We start from the raw sequence: 23,455 nt of genomic DNA, 5'->3' as shown, positions 1-23,455 counted from the left end.
ATAAAATAACATTCAATTTAATTTAATTAGGATATTTTCATATGAAATCAAAATTCTCTTTTGTATTTGCTCTCTCTTTTATCATTTTATTTGCTTCGTGTTCAAAAGAGGTGGAGGAATACAACAAGCCGGCTGTTTACTGGTATGGCAAAATTGTGGAGTCTATTTCATCCGGAAATATTGACAAAGCGGATGACTATTATTCCTCTTTACAGGGGGAACATATCGGGTCACCTCTTTTGCCTGAGGCAACCATGATTCTTGCAATTGCGCATATGCACAATGAAGAGTATCTGCTTACTGAACACTTTTTAAATGAATATGTCAGAAGATATGCAAATGCCAATGAGAGAGAGTTCGCGGAATTTTTAAAGATTAAAGCAAAATATATGGCCCTTCCAAATCCAAGACGTGATCAAGGGCTTATACTTGAGGCCATAAAAAATGCAAAAACATTCAAGCAAAATTATCCGCACTCTATGTACTACTCTTTGGTGGATACGATGCTGACAAATTTATATCTTGCTGATGCCTCTTTAAACAAGGAAATTGTCGATTTGTATACCAGGTTAGACAAGCCGGAATCGGCAGCATATTATCGCACCTTAAGAGTAGAACCGTGGATAAAATGGGATGAAGTTGAGCGTGCAAAAATACCATGGTACAGAGAAATATTTGAAGGAGACGGTACATCCAGCTGGTATGCTTTTATGATTCCGGATACACAGAGTGTCGTCTCTAGAAATACAGTTAAATCAGACAATAATAAAACAAAATAATATAAGGAAACTATATTTATGAAATTAAGCAACTACGGAGAATTTCCTGCTGACATCCCGGTGATAGCAGAAGATGAACTTTTTTTATATCCTTTTATGATTTCACCGCTTTTTTTAAGTGATGAAAAAAATATTAAGGCGGCAACAAAGGCCATTGAAAACAATTCTTTGGTGATAGTCTGCCCGACTAAGCCAGGACATGAAGGTGAAAGAGAGTATGACGCACTGTATGACGCAGGTGTGGTAGGTTCAATTATGCGAAAGGTTTCGCTTCCTGACGGACGGGTCAAAGTACTTTTTCAAGGGCTTGCCCGTGCAAAATCTTTATATAAAGTTGCAGAAGATCCGCTTATAGCCCATGTAGACGTGATGCAGTCAACAGAGGTTGATTCTTTAAAAATTGATGCAATACTTGAAGTCGTGCGTGAAAAAGTGAGAGCTTTGGCTGCTGTAAGTAACTATTTCCCGCCCGATCTACTGCGAACTATAGAAGAAAATCATGATCACAACCGTATCATTGATCTGATATGTTCAACAGTAAAACTCAAAAAAGAGCAGGCTTATAAGCTTTTTGTAGAAACTGATACAGAAAAAAGATTTTTGGATCTTATCGATCTGTTGATTGATGAGATAGAGGCAAACAAGCTTCAGCGCGAAATTCGTTCAAAAGTACATACACATATAGAAAAAGTCAACAAAGAGTACTTCTTAAAAGAGCAGCTCAAACAGATTCAAAAAGAACTCGGAACGGACACATCCCGAGAAGAAGAGATAGAAGAGTACAGAAAAAAGCTTGAAGCCAAAAAAGAAAAAATGGGAGAAGATGCCTACAAAGAGATAAGCAAACAGCTTGAACGATTTGCACGTATGCACCCGGATTCTTCGGATGCTTCTATGACGCAGACATATCTTGACTGGGCTTTGGATCTTCCTTTTGGCGATTTGGCAAAAAAACCGCTTCGCATAGAGAGTGTGGAAGAACAGCTCAACAAAGACCATTTTTCGCTAAAAAAACCAAAAGAGAGAATCGTGGAATACTTTGCAGTAAAAGAACTGCTTGAACTTCGCGGTGTCTCAGCGAAAAAAAGTGCTGGAGCGATATTGTGTTTTTCCGGCCCTCCGGGTGTCGGAAAAACCTCTCTTGCCAACTCTATAGCAACAGCACTCAAACGTCCGCTTATCAGAATAGCACTGGGCGGTCTTGAAGATGTGAATGAATTGCGCGGACATCGCCGTACCTATGTTGGGGCTATGCCGGGACGTATAGCACAGGGGCTTATAGATGCGAAAAAAATGAATCCTGTGATAGTGCTTGATGAGATCGATAAAATTACCCGCTCACAAAGAGGGGACCCGACAGCGGCTCTTTTAGAGATTTTGGATCCTGAACAAAACAGCGAGTTTCGCGATTATTATCTGAATTTTGATTTGGATCTGAGCAATGTAATTTTTATAGCAACAGCAAATGATGTCGGGCGTATTCCTGCTCCTTTGCGTGACAGAATGGAATTTATCACCTTAAGTTCATATACACCGCAGGAAAAGTTTGAGATAGCCCGTCGTTATCTGTTGCCGCAGGAGATTAAAAAACACGGACTCAAAAAATCTGAACTCAGTATTTCAAAACCGGCGTTAAAAGAGCTGATACACAGTTATACACGTGAAGCAGGTGTGAGAAATTTACGCCGCCGTATAGCTGAAATGGCGAGAAAAGCAGCTATGGAACTGCTAAAACACAAAAATGTTGCAAAAGTATCAGTGACACTGAAAAACTTAAAACAGTTTTTTGATAAAAGTGTCTTTGAGATTGAAAAAACAGACAAAGTCCCTGTTATCGGTGTAGTCAACGGCCTGGCATGGACAGCAGTAGGCGGAGATGTTTTACGAATAGAGAGTATCCGCATCAAAGGCAAAGGCAATCTGCAGCTTACAGGCAGTCTGGGTGATGTTATGAAAGAGTCTGCAAGAATTGCCATGAGTGTTGTAAAAACACTTATAGACAAACGAAAGCTGAGAATTTCTCAAGACAATATTCCGCTGACCTTTAAAGAAAAAGAGGAGATTATAGAGGTTGATCCGAGTGAGGTTTACAAGCGGTATGATTTACATGTACATGTACCGGACGGTGCAACGCCAAAAGACGGACCGAGTGCGGGTATAGCCATGGTAACAGTTATATCTTCCATACTCGGTTCCTATAAAGTGCGCTCTGATGTCGCTATGACAGGAGAAGTTTCATTAACAGGGGATGTTTTGCCGATTGGCGGATTAAAAGAGAAGCTTATAGCTGCATATAAAGCCGATATGACTAAAGCTCTGATTCCTGCAAAAAATTATGAAAGAGATTTGGAAGATATTCCAAAAGAAGTAAGAGAAGCACTTGAGATTGTACCGGTCAAACGGGTAGAAGAGGTATTAAAACAGGTTCTTGTGTAGAACCTGAAAATCCAAATTTATAATTACATGTAACGATACGCCCTTTTTGAATGTTTGTTTATTTGTTATAATGTTTAAAAAGAGAAATATAATGCTGAGAATATATATAGACGGCGATGCCTTTCCTAACCTCTTAAAACCGATTATTTTTCGTCAAATAGAAAAGTACGGCATAAAAACCTGTGTGTTTGCAAATAAAAAAATCAATATTGGAAAATCAAAAAATATAGAGTATGTCATTGTAGATGCAGGTGCAGATGAGGCTGACAATAAAATTGTACAAAAAGTACATTCGGGGGATTTGGTTATCACTGCAGATATTCCCTTGGCGGACAGAGTTATAGATAAGAATGCCCATGCAATAGATCACAGAGGCGAACTTTACAGCAAAGACAACATCAAACAGTATCTTGCAATGCGGAATCTCATGGAGAATATCAGAGAAATGGGAGAGATGACGCAAGGTCCGAAGCCTTTTGGTTCAAAAGATGCCGAACTTTTTGCAAATCAGCTAAACATGTTTTTGCAAAAACATATGCGATGACACTGTTTTAGATTTCGTCATTTTTCCAGGAAAAAATGGCATCATTTAAACTTTCAAATCCACTTTCTTTGCCGATAATGAAAATTTCATCAAAAACATAACAGGTGACTCGTGTATTTGGTTCAAGCAAGAATACGGCATATTCTTCATTCTCTTTTTGATTGACAGATAAAACACGCATGTCATCAACTATATCTCCAACCTGTGGCGTTACATCAAACTCAACATTAAGTAATTTTTTGCCGTCGCTACTGTAGATTGCCATGATTGCCTCTATTTTTTTGTATAATAAGTATTGCTTTAAAATAGCAATACTTATTATACTCAAAGAATAGGAAATATATGAAATCCGTTATATTTGTATGTCTTGGCAATATCTGCCGTTCCCCGTTGGCAGAGGGGATTGCCAAAAAAATAGCACAAGAACATAAAATAGATATAAAAATAGACTCTGCAGGGACAGGAGACTGGCATATCGGCGAACCCCCATGTGAGGGTTCTATCAAGGTGGCACAAATGCACGGCATAGATATCAGCCATCTTAGAGCGAGACAGTTTACAAAAGAAGATATTGATGTATATGAGTTGATAGTTGTACTTGATGAAAACAACAGGCTGCATGTCAAGAAACTGGGTGCCAAAAATATAGAAAAGCTGGGATGTTTCGCATTTAATTGTCAGGATGTTCCGGATCCGTATTTTTTTGACGGATTTGACGGATTTTTAGAAGTCTACAAAATGATAGAAGTTTGTGTAAATAATCTTTTTAGTGTAAAATTACTTCAAGAGGAAAAATAATGAAAATTGCAAAAAATATAACTGAATTAGTAGGCAACACGCCATTGGTAAGGCTGAATGAGGCATCAAAGCTGACAGGTGCCACGATATTGGGAAAATGTGAGTTTATGAATCCGACAAGTTCGGTCAAAGACAGAATAGGATTCAATATGATCCGCAGGGGTATAGAATCAGGACGTATTCAAGCAAATACAACGATTATTGAACCTACAAGCGGAAATACAGGAATTGCTCTGGCAGCCAACTGTGCAGCTCAAAATTTAAAACTTATTTTAACTATGCCTGAGTCTATGAGTGTAGAGAGAAGAAACCTGCTCAAAGCTTTAGGCGCTGAACTGGTACTGACTCCGGCTGCAAAAGGGATGAACGGAGCCATTCAAAAAGCACAGGAAATTCAGGAAAATACACCGGACTCTATAATCTTACAACAGTTTGAAAATCCGGCAAATCCGGAGATACATGAAATCACAACGGCACAGGAAATCCTCCGTGATACAGAGCAAAATCTGGATGCTTTTGTGGCAGCTGTAGGGACGGGAGGAACGCTTAGCGGAACTTCGAAAGTCTTGAAAGAACATATTGCAGATATTGCTGTTTTTGCAGTAGAACCTGAAGCTTCGGCAATTCTCTCAGGAGAGAGTCCGGCTCCACATAAAATTCAGGGAATAGGCGCAGGTTTTGTTCCTGCAATTTTAGATACCTCCTGTTACAGTGAAGTGATAAAAGTGAGTAATGAAGATGCCATAGCAACAGCCAGAATGTTGGCAAGAAAAGAGGGATTGCTTGTAGGTATATCTTCAGGAGCAAATGTATATGCTGCCATGCAGGTGGCTTCACGGGAAGAATTCAAAGGCAAAACGATTGTGACCGTTTTATGTGACACGGGAGAAAGGTACTTAAGTACAGAACTTTTCAGTGAATAAAATTCAATATTTAGAAACAATCAAAGCAGTTGATGCAAAACTGTTTCATCTTGCATACCATCAAAAACGGCTTGAGAAAACAGTTGGGCATTCCGGCATTATATTACAAGATATTTTACATCCTCCCGCATCAGGATTTTTCCGGTGCAGGGTTGTATATGATGGCGAAGAGTACAGCATCACATACCATCAGTATAAAAAAAAGAGTATTCAAACCCTGAAACTTGTTTTTGATAATGAGATAGAGTATTGTAAAAAATATTATGACAGAAGCAAAATAGAGAAGCTGCTGGAAAAAAAATCTTTTTGTGATGACATACTTATTGTAAAAAATTCTCTTATTACAGATACATCCATTGCCAATATCGCTTTTAAATATAAAGATGAATGGATAACACCAAAAAGCCCTTTGCTTGAAGGAACGACCAGAGCAAGGTTGCTCGAGAGCGGGAAAATCAGAGAAGATGATATATCTGTAGAGGATTTAAATCATTTCGAACAGGTTGCACTGATGAATGCCATGATAGATTTTGATATAATACCAAATGAAAACATAAGGGATATAATTTGTTAGAAAATATAATACAAGACAGAGATTTTGCACACTTAATGAAAAAAAATATTCAGGAGTTGATTGTTCTGCTGTTTGAAAAAGAGCAGAATTTCGGTATTTTATGTAAAATCGAAGATGTGAGTTTTGCACCGGAACTACCGGAAAGTATAAACGCTGAGTTTCGTCCGTTGACACTTTTCTTTTTGGCAGGATATACATTTGAGACTGCCAGAATAGAGGATGATATTTTAATTTTTGAGGCAGGTTTTGGCAGTGAAAATTTTGGAAGTGTTGTACATGTACCCTTGCTGAGTATTTTACAGATTATTATCGATGAAACTCCGGTTTTGATTAATATATCTGCATATAAAGAGGAAAGAAAGAAACAAGAAGCTGATATAGACGAAAGCGGAGTGAAAAACTCCATGGCATCTTTTCTCTCAAATCCGGAAAACTCCAAGTTTATAAAATAAGACGCTATCTACACTCTGTTAAGCGAGAGCAGATAATTGACTACGTTGTCTACAAAAGCATCATGTTTTCTGTCTTTGAGATAGGCTATGTAAAAACTTCTTGTAATTTTATGGTTTTTTAGTCTGGCTTCATAAAGTTGGCCGTTTTCGATTTCTGACTTGATGACATGACGGGACATAATAGAGACAAGAGGTCGTTCTGCGTTCTTGTCTGCATGTAAAATAGACTCCTTGATGGAAGTCGGACTGGCAAGAACACCGATAACATTGAAATTATTACACTGCACTCCCATCTCTTCAAAAACTTCTGATGTCAGTTTTCTTGTGTGGGAGTCCTCATTGCGACAAATCCAGTCGAAATCGAGTAAATCATCTGCACTGAGATGTTTTTTCATCGGCTGGTTTGAAAAAACGACCAATTCATCTTCCACCCATTCTCTGTAAATGACACCATCTCTGAAAACAGGAGATTCGATGAGTGCGACATCTATTTTTTTATCTTCAAGCTGGTCAATAATGTTTGAAGAGAGATCCACATTCATAAAAACTTCATTGTTGATGCGTTTTTTTATTTCACTGAGATAATTCGGAAGCACATAATTACCGATTGCAAAAGAAGAACCCATGACAAAAGTGAACTCTTTGTTGATTATTTTTAACAACTCTTTTTCACTGCTGTGTATAGCTTTTTCAAGTCTTAAAGCGATTCTGTAGAGATCTTCACCCTCTTTTGTGAGGATAATTCCGTTTTTCTTTCTATCAACGATTTTTGTATCAAGATAATCTTCAATGAACTTGATTTGCTGCGTGACAGCGGGCTGGGAAATCCCAAGTTTTGCTGATGCTTTAGAGAAGCTTTTCTCTTTTATAACCATCAAAAAAGTATGTAATTTCGCAAAATCTTTTAACATAATAATTCCTATAAGTATCAATAATAGTAAAATTATAACTCATAATTATAATTATTGCAATAGTTTTGTAATAATTTATGACATTTTAGCTATAATAAGTAGAAATACAACTTAGTAGTGAACATATATGGAAAAAATTTTTAATCATTTAAATGAGTCTCAAGCAGCAGCAGTAAAGCAAACAGAAGGACCTGTCCTGATTCTTGCAGGAGCGGGAAGCGGAAAGACGACAACAATTATTTCACGCTTGGCGTATCTTATTGAGGTTGTGGGTATTCCCGCTTCAAATACACTTACCCTGACGTTTACAAACAAAGCTGCAAAAGAGATGAAAGAGCGTTCTCTCTCTATGATAGAAAATGTCGCCTATCCTCCTCTTCTTTGTACCTTTCACAAGTTTGGACTTCTTTTTTTAAAATTCAATATACATCTTTTGGGCAGAGCCAATAATTTTGTTGTGATAGATACAGATGATAAAAAGAGAATCATTAAAAAAATAAATTCTGAGCTGCCGACACCGCTTATCGCGAGTGAAATTTCCAGATACAAAAACTCTTTAATGAGTCCTGATGATGCCTACAAGCAGACTGAACTGTTCAGTTACAAGCAGATTGCCGAAGTTTTTGCAGAGTATGAAAAATATTTACTGGAAAACAATCTTGTTGATTTTGATGATCTCATCGCGCTTACCTATAAACTTTTGGATGAAAACCCTGAGTTGGCAAAGGCTACCTCGCAGAAATATCAGTACATTATGATTGACGAGTACCAGGATACAAACGAACTGCAGTTTAAGCTGTTACAAAAACTTTGTACAGTGCATAACAATTTGTGTGTAGTCGGTGATGACGATCAGAGTATATACGGCTGGCGTGGTGCGCATATTCGCAATATTATGGAGTTTGACCAGGATTTTTCAGGCACACATGTCTTTAAACTCGAAGAGAACTACCGTTCACGTGCGCCGATTTTAAAAGTTGCCAATGCGCTTATCGAGCACAACCGGTCCCGTTTGGGAAAAAAACTCATAGCAACGCGTGGCAACGGGGATGATGTGACAACACTGAATTCTAATGATGAAAACGAAGAGGCAAGAAAAGTTGCCGCAAAAATACAAAAACTGCTTGAGAGCGGAGTACGTGCCAGAGAAATAGCTATTTTGTACCGTGTCAATGTTCTGTCACGTTCTGTAGAAGAAGGCTTGAACCGTTACGGGATTAACTATAAACTTGTGGGTGGTTTGCGATTTTATGACCGGGCAGAGATAAAAGACCTTATTTCTTATATCAGGGTGATTACAAATCATCATGATGACTTCTCCTTGAAACGTATAGTCAACAAGCCGAAACGCGGACTGGGCAAAGCAAGTTTGGATAAAATTGAACTTGCAGCTCAGAAAAAGGGAACTTCTATTTATGAATATATCACTCAGGCATCCATGGAAGAACTTGAAGGCCTGGTCAGAAAGAAAAATGCTGCAACGCTCAAAGAGTTTGCTAAAAACATTCAAGAGGTTGCCGGTATTGCGCAGGCGTCTACCTATGAGTTTATAGATGCTTTGGAAGAAACTTTTTCTTTGAAAGATATTTACAAAAACATGCAAGACTCACAGGAAAGAATTCTCAATATAGATGAGTTTTACGGTCTTTTTAGAGATTTTGTAAAAAAATCACCACAGAGTTCTTTGGATGAGTTTTTAAACGAACTGACGTTGCAAAGTGAGCAGGACCAGGTGGAGGGGGAGAGTATCTACATGATGAGTATACATGCCTCCAAAGGTTTGGAGTTTGAACATGTTTTTGTCATAGGAATGGAAGAGGGCTTTTTGCCACTGACAGGAGACGGAAGTGATTTGGAAGAAGAGAGACGACTTGGGTATGTTGCGTTTACCCGTGCCAAAGAGACCTTGACGCTTTGCCATGCCGGGAGCAGATTTTACAAAGGACGCAGAAGTGATTTGGAAAAAAGCCGTTTTTTCAATGAAGCCGGACTTTGCAAAGGCTCTTTAAAGTGTGAAAAAAACACAGCATTTAAAAAAGGTGATTTGGTACGACATAAAATCTTTGGAACAGGGCGCATTATCGGTGTGAGTAAGTCGGGAAGAGAATTTAAACTCAAGATTAATTTTGCAGGAACAAAACGCGATATTCTTGCATCATTTGTAGAGAAGTTATGAATCGTCTTTTTGTTGCATACAAACCTTCGGGAGTAGGCTCAAACAAGTATCTTTACAGTCTGAAAAAAAAGTATAACAATAAAAAAGCAGGTTTTGCCGGAACACTGGATCCTTTTGCCAAAGGCGTGCTTTTGGTAGGTTTTGGCTCACATACGAAACTTTTTAGATTTTTGAACAAAACACCTAAAAGATACAAAGCGACTTTGTGGCTTGGTGCAAAGAGTGATACCCTTGATACAGAGATGATCGAAGAAGTTGTACTTCCTGAACCTTTACATGTAAAGGAGATTGAAGCGGTGCTTTTGTCTTTAGAGGGTGAATTAGAGTATAAACCGCCGATTTTCAGTGCAAAACGGATAAACGGACAGCGAGCGTATGATTTGGCACGTGCGGGAAAAGAGGTTGTTCTCAATACTGTCAACTCAACTGTTTATGAAATGAAACTGATTCACTACTGCCATCCCTTTGTGACCTTTGAAGCAAGTGTAAGCGAAGGGACTTATATACGTTCTCTGGGAGAGATGATTGCGCATAAACTTGGTATAGCGCATGGAAGTTTAAGTATGCTTGAGCGACTGAATGAAGGACAGTTTGTTTATGAGGATGAAAAAGCCTTGAATATCAAAGAATCTTTAAACATTCCCCAGAATTACTATTTGGGTGAAAGTGATAATGTAAAGTATGGAAGAGTTCTTGCTTTAGAAGATTTAGAGTTTCAGGATGACGGCACATATTGGCTGGATAATGGCGAAAGCATCTCCATTATTACAGTAAATGAGGGCAGAGTAAAATATGAATTAGGCAGGATAGAATGTTAGTACTTGCAAGAAAAGCAGATGAATCTATAGTTATTGGTGAAAATATTGTTGTAAAAGTTATCTCTGTAGAAAACGGTGTCGTAAAACTCGGAATTGACGCGCCAAAAGAGATTTCCATCATTAGAAATGAGCTTATCGAAGAGGTCAAAGCGAGTAACAAGGCGGCTTCTTTGGGAACTGTAGACGAAAATGATATTCTGTCTTTGAACAAAATACTGGGAAAATAAAAAGCGGATGAAAAAGTATAAGGCCTATGCCAAAGTAAATATTTTTTTAAAAATAACAGGCAAGAGAAACGAGTACCATGAGATAGTCTCTCGATTTATGAAAGTCAATGATTTGTATGATGTCCTCTCCTTTGTATCAAAACAAGATGTTCAAGCCAAAGCAAATGAGTTTAAAATAATTGGTGATTTTGATTGTGATACAAAACAAAATACCATTTATAAAGCATATGTAGCCTTGAAAGAGGCTACATCAAGCGCTGCACTTGAAAAACTTATGCAAACGTATGCGGTGGCTGTTGAAAAACACATTCCCGCATTTGCAGGTCTTGGCGGAGGCAGCAGTGATGCGGCAACGTATCTGAAAATGTGCAATGAAGTACTGCATTTGGGTCTGAGTCTCAATGAACTCGCACAAATAGGTTTACATGTAGGGGCGGATGTGCCGTTTTTTATTTATGGATACAATAGTGCCAATGTCAGCGGAATAGGGGAAGTGGTAGAAGCCTTTGAGGAAACACCGCTCTCATTTCATATGTATACACCCAAGATACAAATCAGCACTCCAAAAGTCTATAAAGCATACAGAGAAAAATTTTACAGACCCATAGACGGATTTCAAGCCGATGCATTGAAAAAGAAATCTTCAGTAGAAATCTTGCAGGAACTCGATGTAAAAGAAGCAAATGATCTCTTTGCGCCTGCATTGCAAGAATATACAGAGTTAGAAAAACATTATAAAAATGGGTATTTCTTCAGCGGAAGCGGAAGCAGTTTTTTTAGAGTAATTTAATAGTTTGCACCATTTTATTGGCATAAGAGAATGTTTTTTGTCAAAGTATTCAATATTATGATACAATAAAAATTGTCAAAATAAGGGGGGCAAGATGAGAAAATTATTACTAATAAGTGTGTTTGCATTGACGTTGTCAGTTACTTCTGCATCAGCATATAATCTTAAGTCAAATATGATACTTTTAAACACAGAATTACGAGAAGTTCAACAAGGCTTTATAACTAGTGATAAAGAGGGTATAAAAGTTTCGATTGAACGGTTTGCAAAACACGCCAATGATTTATTGGCTGATAAAGAAAAATTTGAGGAGATGCTTCCTAAAAACAAGAAGCATAAAGCCAACGAAGCGATTATGAGTGCACAGATTATTGCACATAATGTTCAGATTATATTAGACGCTATTGCGAATAAATATAACCAGTCGGGTAAACTTCGAAGAGAAGAGTCTCAAAGAGCTTATACCTATATTGAGCATGCCTGTTTTCGCTGTCATAATATAGTTCGCGACGAAAACTAAAACAATAAACATCTCTTTAACAATCCAAACCTTAATGAATGCATGCTAAAATAGCAGAAATATTTTAGGCTATACAGTTTAGAAGGAAGTGGATTATGGGTGAAACAATAGCAAAAAACAAAAAAGCGTATCATGATTATTTTATTGAAGAGAAGTTTGAAGCAGGGCTGGTTCTTACAGGGAGCGAGGTCAAAGGCATACGTGCGCATCGCGTTAATCTTAAAGACAGTTTTATCCGCTTTGTCAACGGAGAGGCTTTTTTGTTTAATGCGCATATCGGCAGACTCGAGACGACGCACCATTATTACGGGCACGAAGAGCGCGGGGCAAGAAAGCTGCTTCTGCACAAAAAAGAGTTAGAGAAAATGCAAAAGGCTGTAGCACGTGACGGGTATACCATTGTGCCTTTGCAGCTCTATTTTAACAAACGCAACATTGCAAAGCTGCAAATTGCCATAGCAAAAGGAAAACTGCTGCATGACAAAAGAAATGATCTAAAAGAGAAAGACCAAAAGAGAGACATTCAAAGGGCGATGAAGGATTATTAATGAAACTTTTGCTTTTTTTGTGCTTTTTTGTCTCCTCTCTTTTTGCTTTACATGTAAAGATAGTCAATGATGAGGTAGGTAACGGCAAGACAGTACTGGTGAAGTTTGCAAAAGAAAAAGGCATTGAATACAAAGCACTCTTTTTTGAAGAAAAAAAGATAAAAATTTTTCCGAATCCTTTGAACAGGAGTGAATATTATGCCTTGATTCCCGTCTCCTATTATGACAAACCTGCTCAAAAAACCGTGAAAGTTATTTATCTGCAAAACGGGATAAAAAAGCACAAAGAGCTTTCTCTTACAATCAAAGATGCAAAATACAAAAAAGAAACCATCCGTGTAAGCGCTTCGAAAGTAAATCCGACGCTGCCCAAGATAAAAAAAAGAATCGCAAAAGAGTACAGGGAAGCTATGAAAATTTATCATACAATAACAAACAAAAGCTATATGCATTCAGATTTTATCTTGCCGGTGGAGAGTAAAATTACAAGTGCTTTTGGTACAGCAAGAATTTATAACGGAGCTTTGAAAGGGTATCACAGCGGGACGGATTTTCGGGCGAAAACAGGCACACCGATTAGAGCGTCCAATGACGGAAAAGTCGTTTTGGTCAAAAAAAGATTTTATTCGGGAGGCACTGTTGTCATTGATCACGGTGAAGGCATTTATACCTGTTATTTTCATATGAGTAAATTCAATGTCAAAACAGGTCAGCTTGTCCAAAAAGGAGAACTTTTGGGCTTATCAGGAAAAAGCGGCAGGGTAACAGGTCCTCATTTGCATTTTTCAGCTAGAATTGCCGGTGTACAAGTTGATCCGTTGCAACTTATAACATTACTCAATAATAATTTAATTTTAAATAAATAGGAAAACAATTATGACACTTTTTCAGTTACTTATGCTTGGAGCCTCTGCTTTTTTTGCATACAAAATTTACGAACATATACAAACACTTAAAGATCCGCAGGACCAACAGCACACAGGTGCCCAAGGTGAACGAAGTGCTGAGGCATTTTCCCCTTTTGATGCCTCCTCTTTGGTGGAAAAAGCCGATGAAGAGATGCAAAAGGGAGATTTGCAAAAAGCGCTTGCCATTTACAGCGAGGCAAATATTAAAGATCCAAAGAACCTTGAAACACTCTTTAAAATGGGTTATACACTTGCACAGCAAAACAGGGATGATGAGGCTATGGAGTATTACAAAGAAGCGTTGGAACTGGACCCGAACAATACCTATATCCATCAGGCGATGGCATCCCTGTATAGAAAAGCGGGTGAATATGCGAGTGCAAGAAATCATCTCAACAAGTCGCTTGAAATTGATGCCACAAACCCTATTACCTACTATAATTACGGGAATCTGCTTGTTGATATGAAGCATTTTGATGAAGCAAAAGGAATGTATGAAAAAGCGATAGAGCTTGACCCTGAATTTAAAGAAGCAAAAGAGGAACTGAAAAAAATCAAGAAGGGAGAATCGCTGTGAAAATATTGGAAATATACAAATATCTCAATGAACTTTCTCCTTTTGATATTCAGGAGTCATGGGATAATTCCGGTCTTTTGATAGGTGATTTCAAAGATGATATTTCAAAAATTGCTTTGAGTATTGATGTAGATGAAAAACTGATTGATTCTTTGGATGAAAATACGCTGCTTATTACGCACCATCCGATTATTTTTGGCGGACTCAAACAACTTGAGTTCTCTAAATATCCTGCAAATTTGATTCAAAAAATGATTAAAAAAAATATTTCAAATATTGCGATGCATACAAATTTTGATCAGACACACTTAAACGAATATGTTGCAAAAGAGATACTCGGATACGAAATTTGTAAAAAAGACGGTTTTGTTGCATACCTGGAAGTGAATGAAGATTTTGATATATTCGCAAAACATGTTTCAAAAGCATTTGGACTTAAATGTGCAAGAACAGTTAAGTGTGCGCAAAGAGTAAAAAAAGTGGCCCTGACAACAGGATCGGGATGTTCTTTGATGAAGAGTCTGGATGCTGACTGCTTTTTGACAGGTGATGTAAAATATCATGATGCAATGGAGGCAAAAAGTATAAAATTGTCTTTAATTGACATCGGACACTATGAAAGTGAGTACTTTTTTGCACAAATTATGCAAAAGCATTTGAAAATTTTAGGTTTAGAAGTTATAATTGCATCATCAGAAAACCCATTTACATATATTTAGGTCTAATAATACAGGTAATGGTAGAAGTAAACCCCTAAAGGATCCCAATGAACAAGCACTTAAAACAATTAATCGATCTGTCAATTATAGATAAAGAGATAGACGCATTTGAACCTCAGATTGAAGAAGCAAATGCAAATTATGAAGCGGCTCTTGCAAAAACAAAGAGCATAGAGTCAGATATTGAAAATTTAACGAATGAAATCAAAGACGAAGAAGTTAAAAAAGCAAAAAACGAACTGCATCTCTCGGAACTTTCACAAAAACTTGAAGAGAATGTAAAAAAAAGCTCTGAAGTAAAAACAGAACGTGAGATGAAATCGCTGCAGCTTGAAGAAGAGATTGCCAAAGAGCAGGTCACATTTGCAAATGAAGAGATTCAAAGACTTGAAAAAATCATTGAAGCAAAAAAAGAGCAGATTGAAGCTGCAAAAAATGCTCTGGAAGAGTTAAATGCAAATTTGGAAAGTGTAAAAGCTGATGTAGATACAAAACTTGAAAAAATACACAAAGAGAGACAAGAGGTTTTCAAAAGAAAAGAGACTCTTTTGTCAGATATCAATCAAAAAGGGCTTGCTTTTTATCAAAAAATCCGTCGTTGGGCAAAAAACACAACAGTGGTTCCTGTTGAAGAACAGGCATGTATGGGATGCCATATGATAATAGGCGATAAGGTTTATGCTGATGTCATAAAAGGTGAAGATATCACTACATGTCCCCACTGCGGACGCATCCTTTATGTGAAAGTTAACGAAGAGTAGGCTTGAAGCCGTTTTTCCTTTTCTATTATGTACTGAGTGTAATGCTGTTTATAACAGCATTGCCTCTTTTGATATTGCTTGCTTTTAAAAAAAAATACAAAGAATCAATTCCTGCACGTTTTTTTCTTTTTAAGAACCCTCCGTTTCGCAGTACAAATGCAATTTGGTTTCATGTCTGCTCTTTAGGCGAAGCCAGAGCTCTTAAACCGCTTCTGGATCTATTGGCAAATAAAAAGATACTTGTGACAACGATTACACAAACCGGACACAATGAAGCAAAAAAATATAATGCAGAGGTACGTTATCTTCCGTATGAAATGTATCTGCCGTTTTGGGTCAAACCGCAAAAAAAGCTTATTGTACTTGAGGCGGAGTTTTGGTATCTGCTCTTTAGCATAGCGCGTTCACGCGGTGCAGAAGTTATTTTGCTTAATGCCAGAATTTCAGATAAAAGTGTCAAAAAATATATGAAGTTTGCCTGGTTTTATAAAAAACTTTTAGAGAATGTAGATATGGTCTATGCTCAAAGCGAAAGTGACAAAAACAGATTTTTGGCCTTGGGTGCAAAACACATTGAGGTGATTGGCAATATAAAATTGGCAGGTGAAATCAAAAAAACAAAAGAATACGAAAAGCCCGATGCGGAAGTAATTGTAGCTGGAAGTACCCATCCTGGTGAGGAACAAAGCATTTTAGAGGCATTTTTTGCCTATGAAAAGAGCAAAGAGGCAAAACTTGTAATTGTTCCCCGTCATCCGGAACGTTTTGCAGAGGTATATAGCTTAATGGAACGATACGGCAGGCAAAATAATGCCACTGTTTCCCGTTTTTCAGAAGGAAAGAGTTTTGCAGGTGATTTGATTTTAGTCGATATGATGGGTGAACTCAACAATATCTATGCCATCAGCGACATAGCTATATTAGGGGGTGCTTTTAAAAATGATGTCGGTGGGCACAATCCGCTCGAACCGGCTTATTTCGGATGTAAAATAATTACAGGAAAGCATTTTTTTCACCAAAAAGAGTTGTTTAAATATGTCCATCACGTGCAGTATGTTGAGCCGGATGAAATAGCCGATGCACTTGAGATGACAAAGGAGTTGCCGCCTTCAATGGTAGAAGAGCAGATAAACCTGGAACCCGTGGTTCAAAAAATATTAAAAAATTAAAAGGAGCTGGTAAAATGGCAACAGAAAAAGCGTATAAATTATTGGCACAGCAAGAGGGAATTTCCAATTCCAATGCAAAGTCTATGATAGACAGAGGACTTGTGTATGTCGGCAACAAAAAAGTGATGATTGCCCGTGGTGAAATTGATGAGCGAACGATATTCAGAGTACAAAAAGTAGAACACGTTAAGCCTATTTTTGAAAATGATGACATTGTTGTAGTCGATAAGCCGGCACATGTAAACTCGGACGAGATAGAGCGTCAATTTAAACCGGCGGTACTGTTGCACAGACTCGACCGCGAAACAAGCGGTGTTTTAATGCTTGTAAAAAATGAGGAATTTCGTCAGCGTGCTATCAAAGAGTTTCGTGATGACAAAGTCTACAAAGAGTATATCGCCTGGGTTGAGGGAATAATGACAGAGCCGGTTGAAGTAGACAAAGCAATTACAACACAGAAAAAAAACAACAAAGCCTACTCAAATGTTTCTCCAAAAGGAAAACCGGCGAGAACGGAGTTTTTTCCTGATATTGTCAGCGCCAAAAAAACAAAAGTCAAATGCATTATTCACAATGGGCGCACACATCAGATAAGAGTCCATGCACGTTATATCGACCATCCTATAGTCGGTGACGAGCAGTATGGCGGGCGTCGTGCAAAACGCGTGATGCTCCATGCCCATAAAGTCAGACTTCTTGGAATGGAGTTTGTGGCAAAAGAGCCCAAAAGCTTTGTGACATTTGAATAATTAAGAAAAACTTAGTTACAATTTCGAAAAAATTTATATAGAATAAAAGAGGTGTTTTCATGTTCGGTACTTTAACAGATTCGTTTACAAATGCAATAAAAAAGATTCGTTTTCACGATGATGACAAGGCACTCTCTAAAGCACTCAATGAACTGAAAAAAAATCTTTTAAAAGCGGATGTCAACCATAGAGTCGTCAAAGAACTGATTCAAAAAGTACAACTGCGTACAAAAGAAAAAGGGATAGGCAAAGACCAGTTTCTTGAAGCCTTACGTGAAACTCTCAACGAGCTCTTAGATGTAGGCGGCAACCGAGGATTCGTCTTTGCTCCCAACCCTCCGACTGTGATTTTGATGACAGGACTGCAGGGGTCTGGTAAAACAACTACAACCGGTAAGCTTGCAAATTATCTTAAAAACAAAGGCAAAAAAGTACTTGTTGTTGCAGCTGACTTGCAACGTCTTGCCGCGGTAGAACAATTACGCCAGATTACCGCACAAATTGAAGTTGAATTGTATGAAGATGAAGCAACAAAAAATCCTGTAGATGTTGTACAGTCTGCGTTAGAGTATGCTGATTCCAAGATTTTCGATGTTGTGCTTATAGATACGGCCGGCCGTCTGGCTATTGATGAAGAACTTATGGATGAGCTTGAAAATGTAAAAAAAGCGGCAAATCCTGATGAAATCTTTTATGTGGCCGACTCTTTGACAGGGCAGGATGCCGTACGCACAGCAACGAGTTTTAAAGAAAAAATCGGGATTGACGGCGTAATTCTTTCCAAGTACGACGGAGATGCAAAGGGCGGTGTTGCTTTGGGTCTTTCATCTCAGGTACAGGTACCGCTTCGTTTTATCGGTCTGGGTGAAAAAATGGAAGATTTGGAAGTCTTTTTACCGGAGCGTATTGTCAACCGTCTGATGGGTTTTGGTGATGTAGAAGGACTTGCGGAAAAAGTAACGAATGTTATTGATGAAAAACAGGCGAAAAAACTGACAAAAAAAATTCAAAAAGGCAAATTTAACTTTAATGATTTTTTAGAACAGATGGAACAGATGAAAAAAATGGGAAGCATGAGTTCTATCATAGGAATGATTCCGGGCATGGGCAATATGTCCAAAGCGATTAAGGATTTTGATTTTGAAAACTCCGGAGAGCTTAAAAATATCAAAGCCATGGTTGCTTCAATGACAAAAAAAGAGCGAGAAAACCCCGACCTGTTAAATAACTCAAGAAAGCAAAGAATTGCAAAAGGGTGCGGCCTTGATATCGTTGAAATAAACAGAATGATCAAGCAGTTTAAAAATGCAGGGAAAATGGCAAAGAAATTTTCCGGCAAAAACGGTATGAAGCAGCTTCAGTCGATGATGGGTCAGGCAGGCGGACCAGGAGGTATGGGTGGCCTGCCAAGATAGAGATTGTAATTTAAGAAAAAAGTGGATATAATTCCATTTCAAATAAATCTTTTTAAACAATACCTCTGTGATAAAAAGATTTGTAGCCTGTTTACCGGTTACATGTGTACATCCAACTATAGAGATGGTAAGAGGGAAGCAAAATTATTTAAGAGAAAAAAGACTCTTCTACATTTATACCTTCCCAAAAAAACTTAGCATTTATAGTAATAAACTCTCAATATGTATACATGTAACCGGTAACAGGTAAATAAAAAAACAGGAAACAAAATGACAGTAATTAGACTTACTCGTATGGGAAGAAAGAAAAGACCATTTTACCGTATCGCGGTAACAGACAGCCGTAAACGTAGAGATGGCGGTTGGATAGAACTTATCGGATATTACAATCCAATGACAAAAGAGCTGAAAGTTGACAATGAAAGAGTTGATTACTGGTTGGGTGTCGGTGCTCAGATGAGTGATCGTGTGAAAAAGATCACTGGTCGTTAATTATGATTGCTGATTTTGTCGCACAATTTGCAAGACTGATAGCATCACACCCCGATGATATCAGAGTTGAAGTTCATGAGGGCGATGAAATAACAGAAATAGTTCTCTACGCAAACCAGGCAGATATAGGGAAATTAATAGGAAAAAGCGGTAAGATGATTGGTGCTATTAAAACTGTGATTTCCGGATGTAAAGCAAAAGATGGTGTGAGTTACCGTATCAATGTCGAAGCAGTCTAGTAAAGAAAAGTTGTTGCATATAGCAACGATTGGTAAAACTGTCGGCATTCATGGAGATATGAAATTGCATCTTAAGTGTGATTTTCCTGAACAGTTTGTTAAGGGAGCCACTTTTTTAATCAATAAAAGTGAGCGCATTACTTTAAGTGATGTTGATTTGAATCGTGGATTGGTTCGCATTAACAGCATTGCAAATCCTGAAGATGCCAAAAAGTTTACAAATGCAAAACTTTTTACCACCTACGAAGAGACAAGAAAAAACTGCCATTTGGAAGAGGGTGAGTATTTCTGGTTTGATTTAGAAGATTGTGAAGTCTATGAAGATGGCAAATGTCTTGGCAGAGTAAAAGAGATAGAGAGATTCAATACTACCAATTATTTAAGTATTGTTACGGATGCAAGTTTAGTCGAAAGCGGTTTGGCCAAGAGCTTTTTGGTTCCTTTTATTGAACCGTTTAAAGTGGAAGTTGACATTGAGAACAAACGCATCACACTCAGTGGTGCTGTTGATATCCTGGAAGCTTCTTGAATGCGCTTTACTTTTGTTACTCTTTTTTCTGCTCTGATTGAAGGCTATTTTAAAGATTCGATTTTGAAACGGGCCATTGAGAAGGATATCATAAAGATAGACTATTTGAATCCTCGGGATTACTCAAAGAACAAACACTCTAAAGTTGATGATACGGCAGTAGGCGGCGGTGCGGGAATGGTAATGAATCCACAGCCGCTTTTTGATGCACTGGATGATTTGAAAAATAAAGATGAAAATGTTCATATCATTTTTTTGACTCCGGTTGCCAAACCTTTTGTACAGAATGATGCAAAGCGTTTGGCAAAGAAAACCCATATAGCTTTTGTGAGTGGAAGATATGAGGGAATAGATGAAAGAGTTATTGAAAAATATGCGGATGAAGTATTTTCAATCGGTGACTATATTCTGACCGGAGGCGAACTGGCCTCACTGGTACTTTGTGATGCCATAAGCAGAAACAAAGAAGGTGTTCTCGGAAATGCCCAGTCTTTGGAGATTGAGAGTTTTGAAACGCCGCTTTTGGAAGCACCGTCATTTTCAAAACCACAAAACTATGAAGGTTTAAGTGTTCCATCAGAATACTTAAAGGGAAATCATAGTAAAATTCGCTCACTAAAATTAGCCTTGTCTGAAGCAAAGACCAAATTCTTTAGACCAGAACAGCTATTAAAGCACAAATCGGAAGAACGATTACGCTAAATCGCACCAGTGCGATGGGCTTTTCGCCGAGAAAAACAAAGTGTTAACGTAGAGAAAGGAATTATTTCCATTCTCGTTATAAATCAAATGGAGGGTTTCCTTCATTTATGAAATAAATTAAGGATCTAGTCTTATGAGAAATAAGTATATTGAAAACTTTGAAAAAGCACAAACTGCTGAGAAAAATATTCCAGATTTTCGTGCCGGGGATACTGTAAATTTAGCAGTAACAATTAAAGAAGGTGACAAAACTCGTGTACAAAACTACGAGGGTGTTTGTATAGCTAAGCGTGGTCAGGGAACAGGGCAAACTATTACAGTACGTAAAATCGGTGCTAACGGTGTTGGCATTGAGAGAATTTTCCCAGTTTATTCTGACTCAATCAATGAAATTAAAGTGATTCGTCGCGGTCGTGTTCGTCGTGCGAAACTTTTTTATCTTCGTGCACTTGCCGGTAAAAAAGCCCGTATTAAAGAACTTAGAAGAAAATAATTCTTCTGGGCTCTTGCCTTCTTCATATTTTATAACATTCCCACATTACACATATTTTTTAAACTCCGTAAAAATTAATCTAACTTTTTAGCATAAATAACAAATTCATAGTATAATCAATAAAAATAGACATTATTTGGATAACAATGAACTACATAGCAGACTTAAAAAAGGTCGTAGAAATAAATTCCTATACAAAAAACACAGAAGGTGTGAACCTTGTCGGTGAAATTTTTGATGAATGGTTTGGGGCATTGGGTTTTGAAACTGTCATTTACAAACGCAACAATGTCGGTGATCATCGTTACTACAAGTCTTTACATGTAAAGAATTCTCCAAAATTACTTTTGCTCGGACATATTGACACGGTTTTTCCTCCCGGAAAATTTGAATATTTTACAGAAGATGACACCTGGGTATACGGACCGGGTGTATGTGATATGAAAGGCGGCAATATTGTACTGCTTGAAGCACTGCGCCAGCTTACATGTAAAGGCGTGAAAATTCAAAATATTGATATTCTTTTGGTCAGTGATGAAGAGACTGGGAGTGATGATTCCAAATATCTGACTGCTGAACTTGCCAAAGAGTATGCGTATTGTTTTGTGTATGAAGCGGCCGGTGCGCATTTGGAACTTGTAACCGGACGAAAAGGTGTAGGAACTTTCTTTGTTGACATAGAGGGCAAAGCAGCCCATGCAGGCAATCATTACAGTGAGGGCTGTGATGCAAATTTAGAACTTGCATACAAGCTGCAAAAACTTGTGCAGTTGACAGACCTGGACAAAGGTACAACCGTTAATGTCGGAAAAATTATGGGGGGAATAGGGGCAAACACTGTCTCTCCGCAGGCACAATTGGTTTTTGAATTGAGATACAAATATTCTGCTGAGAAAGAGAGAGTGTTGGAAGCCATAGAAAAGATTGTGCAAACCTCTGTTGTTGATGGCGTAAAAGCAACATTAAGCGGTGGTATACAAAGAGATGTGATGCAGACAACAGAGGATTCAATCGCTCTACTTAAAAAAATAGAAAAGATTACACAACAGCAGATATCCGCAGAAGAAAGAGGCGGTGTGAGTGATGCAAATATTGTCAGCGCATGTGGTGTTGTGACACTTGATGGTTTCGGACCGTTTGGTGACGGAGATCATACAGTAAAAGAGCGGGCGAGCAAGGAGAGTTTTGTCCGTCGCATAGAGATGAGCAGAAAGCTCTTTGGGTATTTTATAAAAAATTTAAAATTTTAGGGGATGTCAATGAAAAAAAGAAAAATCGGCATGTGGTTATACAAGAATGGCGGCGGAGATAAAATAGCAAAAAAAATAATTAAAAAACTCAAAGAAAGAAACATTGAAGTATTAAACGATATTAATTTGCGTCATGCGATTGCAAAAAATGCGCATATACTCTATCACGGAAAAGAGTATCATGGAGAAAAACTTGATACACTGGATCTGTTTTTTTCCTATAATGCAGGGGAACAGACACAGTATCAAATGTACCTGTATCAGGCATTAAACCGAATTATTCCGATGATTAACTCTTATGAGTCTTTTGCTTTGACAGAAGATAAGTTTCAGACCTCGTTTGTTCTGAGAAACAGCGGTGTGAAAACAGCTGATTATAAGCTGTGTCATCGGGATGATGGGCATGAACTTAAAAAAATCATTAAAAAATGGGACAAAATGGTCTACAAGCCTACTGATGGCTGGGGTGGTGTGGGACTTACCAAAATCGAGAATGAAGCAAGCCTGGATATGCTTATGCCTTTTTTAAATCAGATGGATCTGCGCTATTTTTATGTAGAAAAATTTATTGATTATGATAATACGGATTTTAGAGTTGATATTGTTGACGGAGAATTTGTTTCGTGTTACGGAAGAAAAGCCAGCGGAACTGACTGGCGTACAAATGTGACAAGCGGCGGCAGTGTTTTTGTACGTGAAGCAAATGACGAAGTTGTCAGTATTGCAAAAAAAGCATGCAAAGCAACAGGTGTGGATATTGGTGGCGTAGATATTATTTATGACAGAGAAAAAGAAGAGTATATTGTTTTGGAAGTAAACGGTATTCCTGCTTTTGCTACTCCTGAACAGGAAAAAATGGGATTAAACTTTAATGACAAAAAAATTGATTTAATTGTGGATTTAATTGACAGAAAAACGAAGTAAGAGTATCATTTCAAAAAAATGAAGGCAATGGC

General features: G+C 37.9%; 29 protein-coding genes. 27 read left to right on the top strand and 2 right to left on the bottom strand.

Features of this window, described 5'->3' with window-relative positions:
- Positions 1-41 precede the first annotated feature (41 nt).
- From MLC35_RS09600 to MLC35_RS09590, 3 genes are all read left to right on the top strand, one after another.
- Entirely contained in the window at positions 42-779 is a 738-nt protein-coding gene (locus MLC35_RS09600) for an outer membrane protein assembly factor BamD (protein ID WP_418640661.1), read from the top strand.
- A gap of 18 nt (positions 780-797) precedes the next feature.
- Positions 798-3,215: an endopeptidase La gene (gene lon, locus MLC35_RS09595; protein ID WP_346389594.1), complete on the top strand. Its 2,418-nt coding sequence runs from the start codon at positions 798-800 to the stop codon at positions 3,213-3,215.
- A gap of 91 nt (positions 3,216-3,306) precedes the next feature.
- Positions 3,307-3,759, top strand: a complete 453-nt coding sequence (locus tag MLC35_RS09590) for a YaiI/YqxD family protein (protein WP_151899592.1) — start codon at positions 3,307-3,309, stop codon at positions 3,757-3,759.
- A 7-nt stretch (positions 3,760-3,766) separates the two neighbouring features.
- On the opposite strand, the gene MLC35_RS09585 is transcribed toward MLC35_RS09590, so the two are convergent.
- Positions 3,767-4,024, bottom strand: coding sequence for a hypothetical protein (locus MLC35_RS09585; RefSeq protein ID WP_346389593.1), 258 nt, complete (start codon positions 4,022-4,024; stop codon positions 3,767-3,769).
- A gap of 77 nt (positions 4,025-4,101) precedes the next feature.
- On the opposite strand from MLC35_RS09585, the gene MLC35_RS09580 reads away from it, so the two are divergent.
- The 4 genes from MLC35_RS09580 to MLC35_RS09565 are packed head-to-tail and all read left to right on the top strand — an operon-like array spanning position 4,102 to position 6,506.
- Complete coding sequence (locus MLC35_RS09580; protein WP_346389592.1) at positions 4,102-4,557, top strand: low molecular weight protein-tyrosine-phosphatase; 456 nt, start codon at positions 4,102-4,104, stop codon at positions 4,555-4,557.
- A complete protein-coding gene (gene cysK, locus MLC35_RS09575) occupies positions 4,557-5,480 on the top strand; it encodes a cysteine synthase A (RefSeq protein ID WP_434636740.1) in 924 nt (307 codons plus the stop codon). Before MLC35_RS09580 ends, cysK begins: the two co-directional genes overlap by 1 nt.
- Positions 5,473-6,054, top strand: coding sequence for an aminotransferase class IV family protein (locus MLC35_RS09570; protein ID WP_346389590.1), 582 nt, complete (start codon positions 5,473-5,475; stop codon positions 6,052-6,054). Before cysK ends, MLC35_RS09570 begins: the two co-directional genes overlap by 8 nt.
- On the top strand, positions 6,048-6,506 hold the full coding sequence (locus MLC35_RS09565) for a hypothetical protein (protein ID WP_434636738.1): 459 nt from the start codon (positions 6,048-6,050) through the stop codon (positions 6,504-6,506). The genes MLC35_RS09570 and MLC35_RS09565 overlap by 7 nt, the downstream gene beginning before the upstream one ends.
- Positions 6,507-6,514: 8 nt before the next feature.
- Here MLC35_RS09565 and MLC35_RS09560 read toward each other — a convergent pair whose 3' ends face one another.
- On the bottom strand, positions 6,515-7,417 hold the full coding sequence (locus MLC35_RS09560) for a LysR family transcriptional regulator (RefSeq protein ID WP_151899598.1): 903 nt from the start codon (positions 7,415-7,417) through the stop codon (positions 6,515-6,517).
- Positions 7,418-7,544: 127 nt separating this feature from the next.
- Here MLC35_RS09560 and MLC35_RS09555 point away from each other — a divergent pair, with 127 nt between their 5' ends.
- The 20 genes from MLC35_RS09555 to MLC35_RS09460 all read left to right on the top strand — a co-directional run bounded on the left by MLC35_RS09555 (position 7,545) and on the right by MLC35_RS09460 (position 23,423).
- On the top strand, positions 7,545-9,593 hold the full coding sequence (locus MLC35_RS09555) for an ATP-dependent helicase (RefSeq protein WP_151899599.1): 2,049 nt from the start codon (positions 7,545-7,547) through the stop codon (positions 9,591-9,593).
- The gene (gene truB, locus MLC35_RS09550) at positions 9,590-10,411 is read left to right on the top strand and encodes a tRNA pseudouridine(55) synthase TruB (RefSeq protein WP_434636735.1); all 822 of its coding nucleotides are present in this window, start codon (positions 9,590-9,592) and stop codon (positions 10,409-10,411) included. Before MLC35_RS09555 ends, truB begins: the two co-directional genes overlap by 4 nt.
- Entirely contained in the window at positions 10,405-10,638 is a 234-nt protein-coding gene (gene csrA / locus MLC35_RS09545) for a carbon storage regulator CsrA (RefSeq protein WP_151899601.1), read from the top strand. Before truB ends, csrA begins: the two co-directional genes overlap by 7 nt.
- Positions 10,639-10,645: 7 nt before the next feature.
- Positions 10,646-11,428, top strand: coding sequence for a 4-(cytidine 5'-diphospho)-2-C-methyl-D-erythritol kinase (locus MLC35_RS09540; RefSeq protein WP_434636733.1), 783 nt, complete (start codon positions 10,646-10,648; stop codon positions 11,426-11,428).
- 94 nt (positions 11,429-11,522) lie between these two features.
- Complete coding sequence (locus MLC35_RS09535) at positions 11,523-11,948, top strand: hypothetical protein (protein ID WP_151899603.1); 426 nt, start codon at positions 11,523-11,525, stop codon at positions 11,946-11,948.
- Positions 11,949-12,043: 95 nt separating this feature from the next.
- A complete protein-coding gene (smpB, locus tag MLC35_RS09530; protein ID WP_151899604.1) occupies positions 12,044-12,496 on the top strand; it encodes an SsrA-binding protein SmpB in 453 nt (150 codons plus the stop codon).
- Positions 12,496-13,362, top strand: coding sequence for a M23 family metallopeptidase (locus MLC35_RS09525; protein ID WP_418640659.1), 867 nt, complete (start codon positions 12,496-12,498; stop codon positions 13,360-13,362). Before smpB ends, MLC35_RS09525 begins: the two co-directional genes overlap by 1 nt.
- Positions 13,363-13,372: 10 nt before the next feature.
- Positions 13,373-13,981: a tetratricopeptide repeat protein gene (locus tag MLC35_RS09520; RefSeq protein WP_434636731.1), complete on the top strand. Its 609-nt coding sequence runs from the start codon at positions 13,373-13,375 to the stop codon at positions 13,979-13,981.
- On the top strand, positions 13,978-14,700 hold the full coding sequence (locus MLC35_RS09515) for a Nif3-like dinuclear metal center hexameric protein (protein WP_151899607.1): 723 nt from the start codon (positions 13,978-13,980) through the stop codon (positions 14,698-14,700). Before MLC35_RS09520 ends, MLC35_RS09515 begins: the two co-directional genes overlap by 4 nt.
- A 47-nt stretch (positions 14,701-14,747) precedes the next feature.
- Positions 14,748-15,461 carry a zinc ribbon domain-containing protein gene (locus MLC35_RS09510; RefSeq protein ID WP_346389582.1) on the top strand — a complete coding sequence of 238 codons (714 nt, stop codon included), beginning with the start codon at positions 14,748-14,750 and terminating at the stop codon, positions 15,459-15,461.
- Positions 15,462-15,463: 2 nt separating this feature from the next.
- Positions 15,464-16,630 carry a lipid IV(A) 3-deoxy-D-manno-octulosonic acid transferase gene (gene waaA / locus MLC35_RS09505; RefSeq protein ID WP_346389581.1) on the top strand — a complete coding sequence of 389 codons (1,167 nt, stop codon included), beginning with the start codon at positions 15,464-15,466 and terminating at the stop codon, positions 16,628-16,630.
- A gap of 14 nt (positions 16,631-16,644) precedes the next feature.
- Positions 16,645-17,379 carry a pseudouridine synthase family protein gene (locus MLC35_RS09500; RefSeq protein WP_434636729.1) on the top strand — a complete coding sequence of 245 codons (735 nt, stop codon included), beginning with the start codon at positions 16,645-16,647 and terminating at the stop codon, positions 17,377-17,379.
- 59 nt (positions 17,380-17,438) lie between these two features.
- Complete coding sequence (gene ffh / locus MLC35_RS09495) at positions 17,439-18,794, top strand: signal recognition particle protein (protein ID WP_434636726.1); 1,356 nt, start codon at positions 17,439-17,441, stop codon at positions 18,792-18,794.
- Positions 18,795-19,064: 270 nt separating this feature from the next.
- Complete coding sequence (gene rpsP, locus MLC35_RS09490) at positions 19,065-19,286, top strand: 30S ribosomal protein S16 (protein ID WP_151899612.1); 222 nt, start codon at positions 19,065-19,067, stop codon at positions 19,284-19,286.
- Positions 19,287-19,288: 2 nt separating this feature from the next.
- Positions 19,289-19,525: a KH domain-containing protein gene (locus MLC35_RS09485; protein WP_434636724.1), complete on the top strand. Its 237-nt coding sequence runs from the start codon at positions 19,289-19,291 to the stop codon at positions 19,523-19,525.
- 13 nt (positions 19,526-19,538) lie between these two features.
- Complete coding sequence (gene rimM, locus MLC35_RS09480; RefSeq protein ID WP_230973295.1) at positions 19,539-20,054, top strand: ribosome maturation factor RimM; 516 nt, start codon at positions 19,539-19,541, stop codon at positions 20,052-20,054.
- Positions 20,055-20,756, top strand: a complete 702-nt coding sequence (gene trmD / locus MLC35_RS09475) for a tRNA (guanosine(37)-N1)-methyltransferase TrmD (RefSeq protein ID WP_434580289.1) — start codon at positions 20,055-20,057, stop codon at positions 20,754-20,756.
- 133 nt (positions 20,757-20,889) lie between these two features.
- Positions 20,890-21,249, top strand: coding sequence for a 50S ribosomal protein L19 (gene rplS, locus MLC35_RS09470; protein WP_151899616.1), 360 nt, complete (start codon positions 20,890-20,892; stop codon positions 21,247-21,249).
- 146 nt (positions 21,250-21,395) lie between these two features.
- Positions 21,396-22,499 carry a M20 family metallopeptidase gene (locus MLC35_RS09465; RefSeq protein ID WP_151899617.1) on the top strand — a complete coding sequence of 368 codons (1,104 nt, stop codon included), beginning with the start codon at positions 21,396-21,398 and terminating at the stop codon, positions 22,497-22,499.
- A gap of 9 nt (positions 22,500-22,508) precedes the next feature.
- Positions 22,509-23,423, top strand: coding sequence for an ATP-grasp domain-containing protein (locus tag MLC35_RS09460; RefSeq protein WP_151899618.1), 915 nt, complete (start codon positions 22,509-22,511; stop codon positions 23,421-23,423).
- Positions 23,424-23,455: the final 32 nt, after the last annotated feature.

This window comes from Sulfurimonas sp. NW7 (assembly GCF_051132265.1).
Taxonomy (GTDB): Bacteria; Campylobacterota; Campylobacteria; order Campylobacterales; family Sulfurimonadaceae; genus Sulfurimonas; species Sulfurimonas hydrogeniphila.
This window is presented reverse-complemented; position numbering and strand designations above follow the sequence as displayed.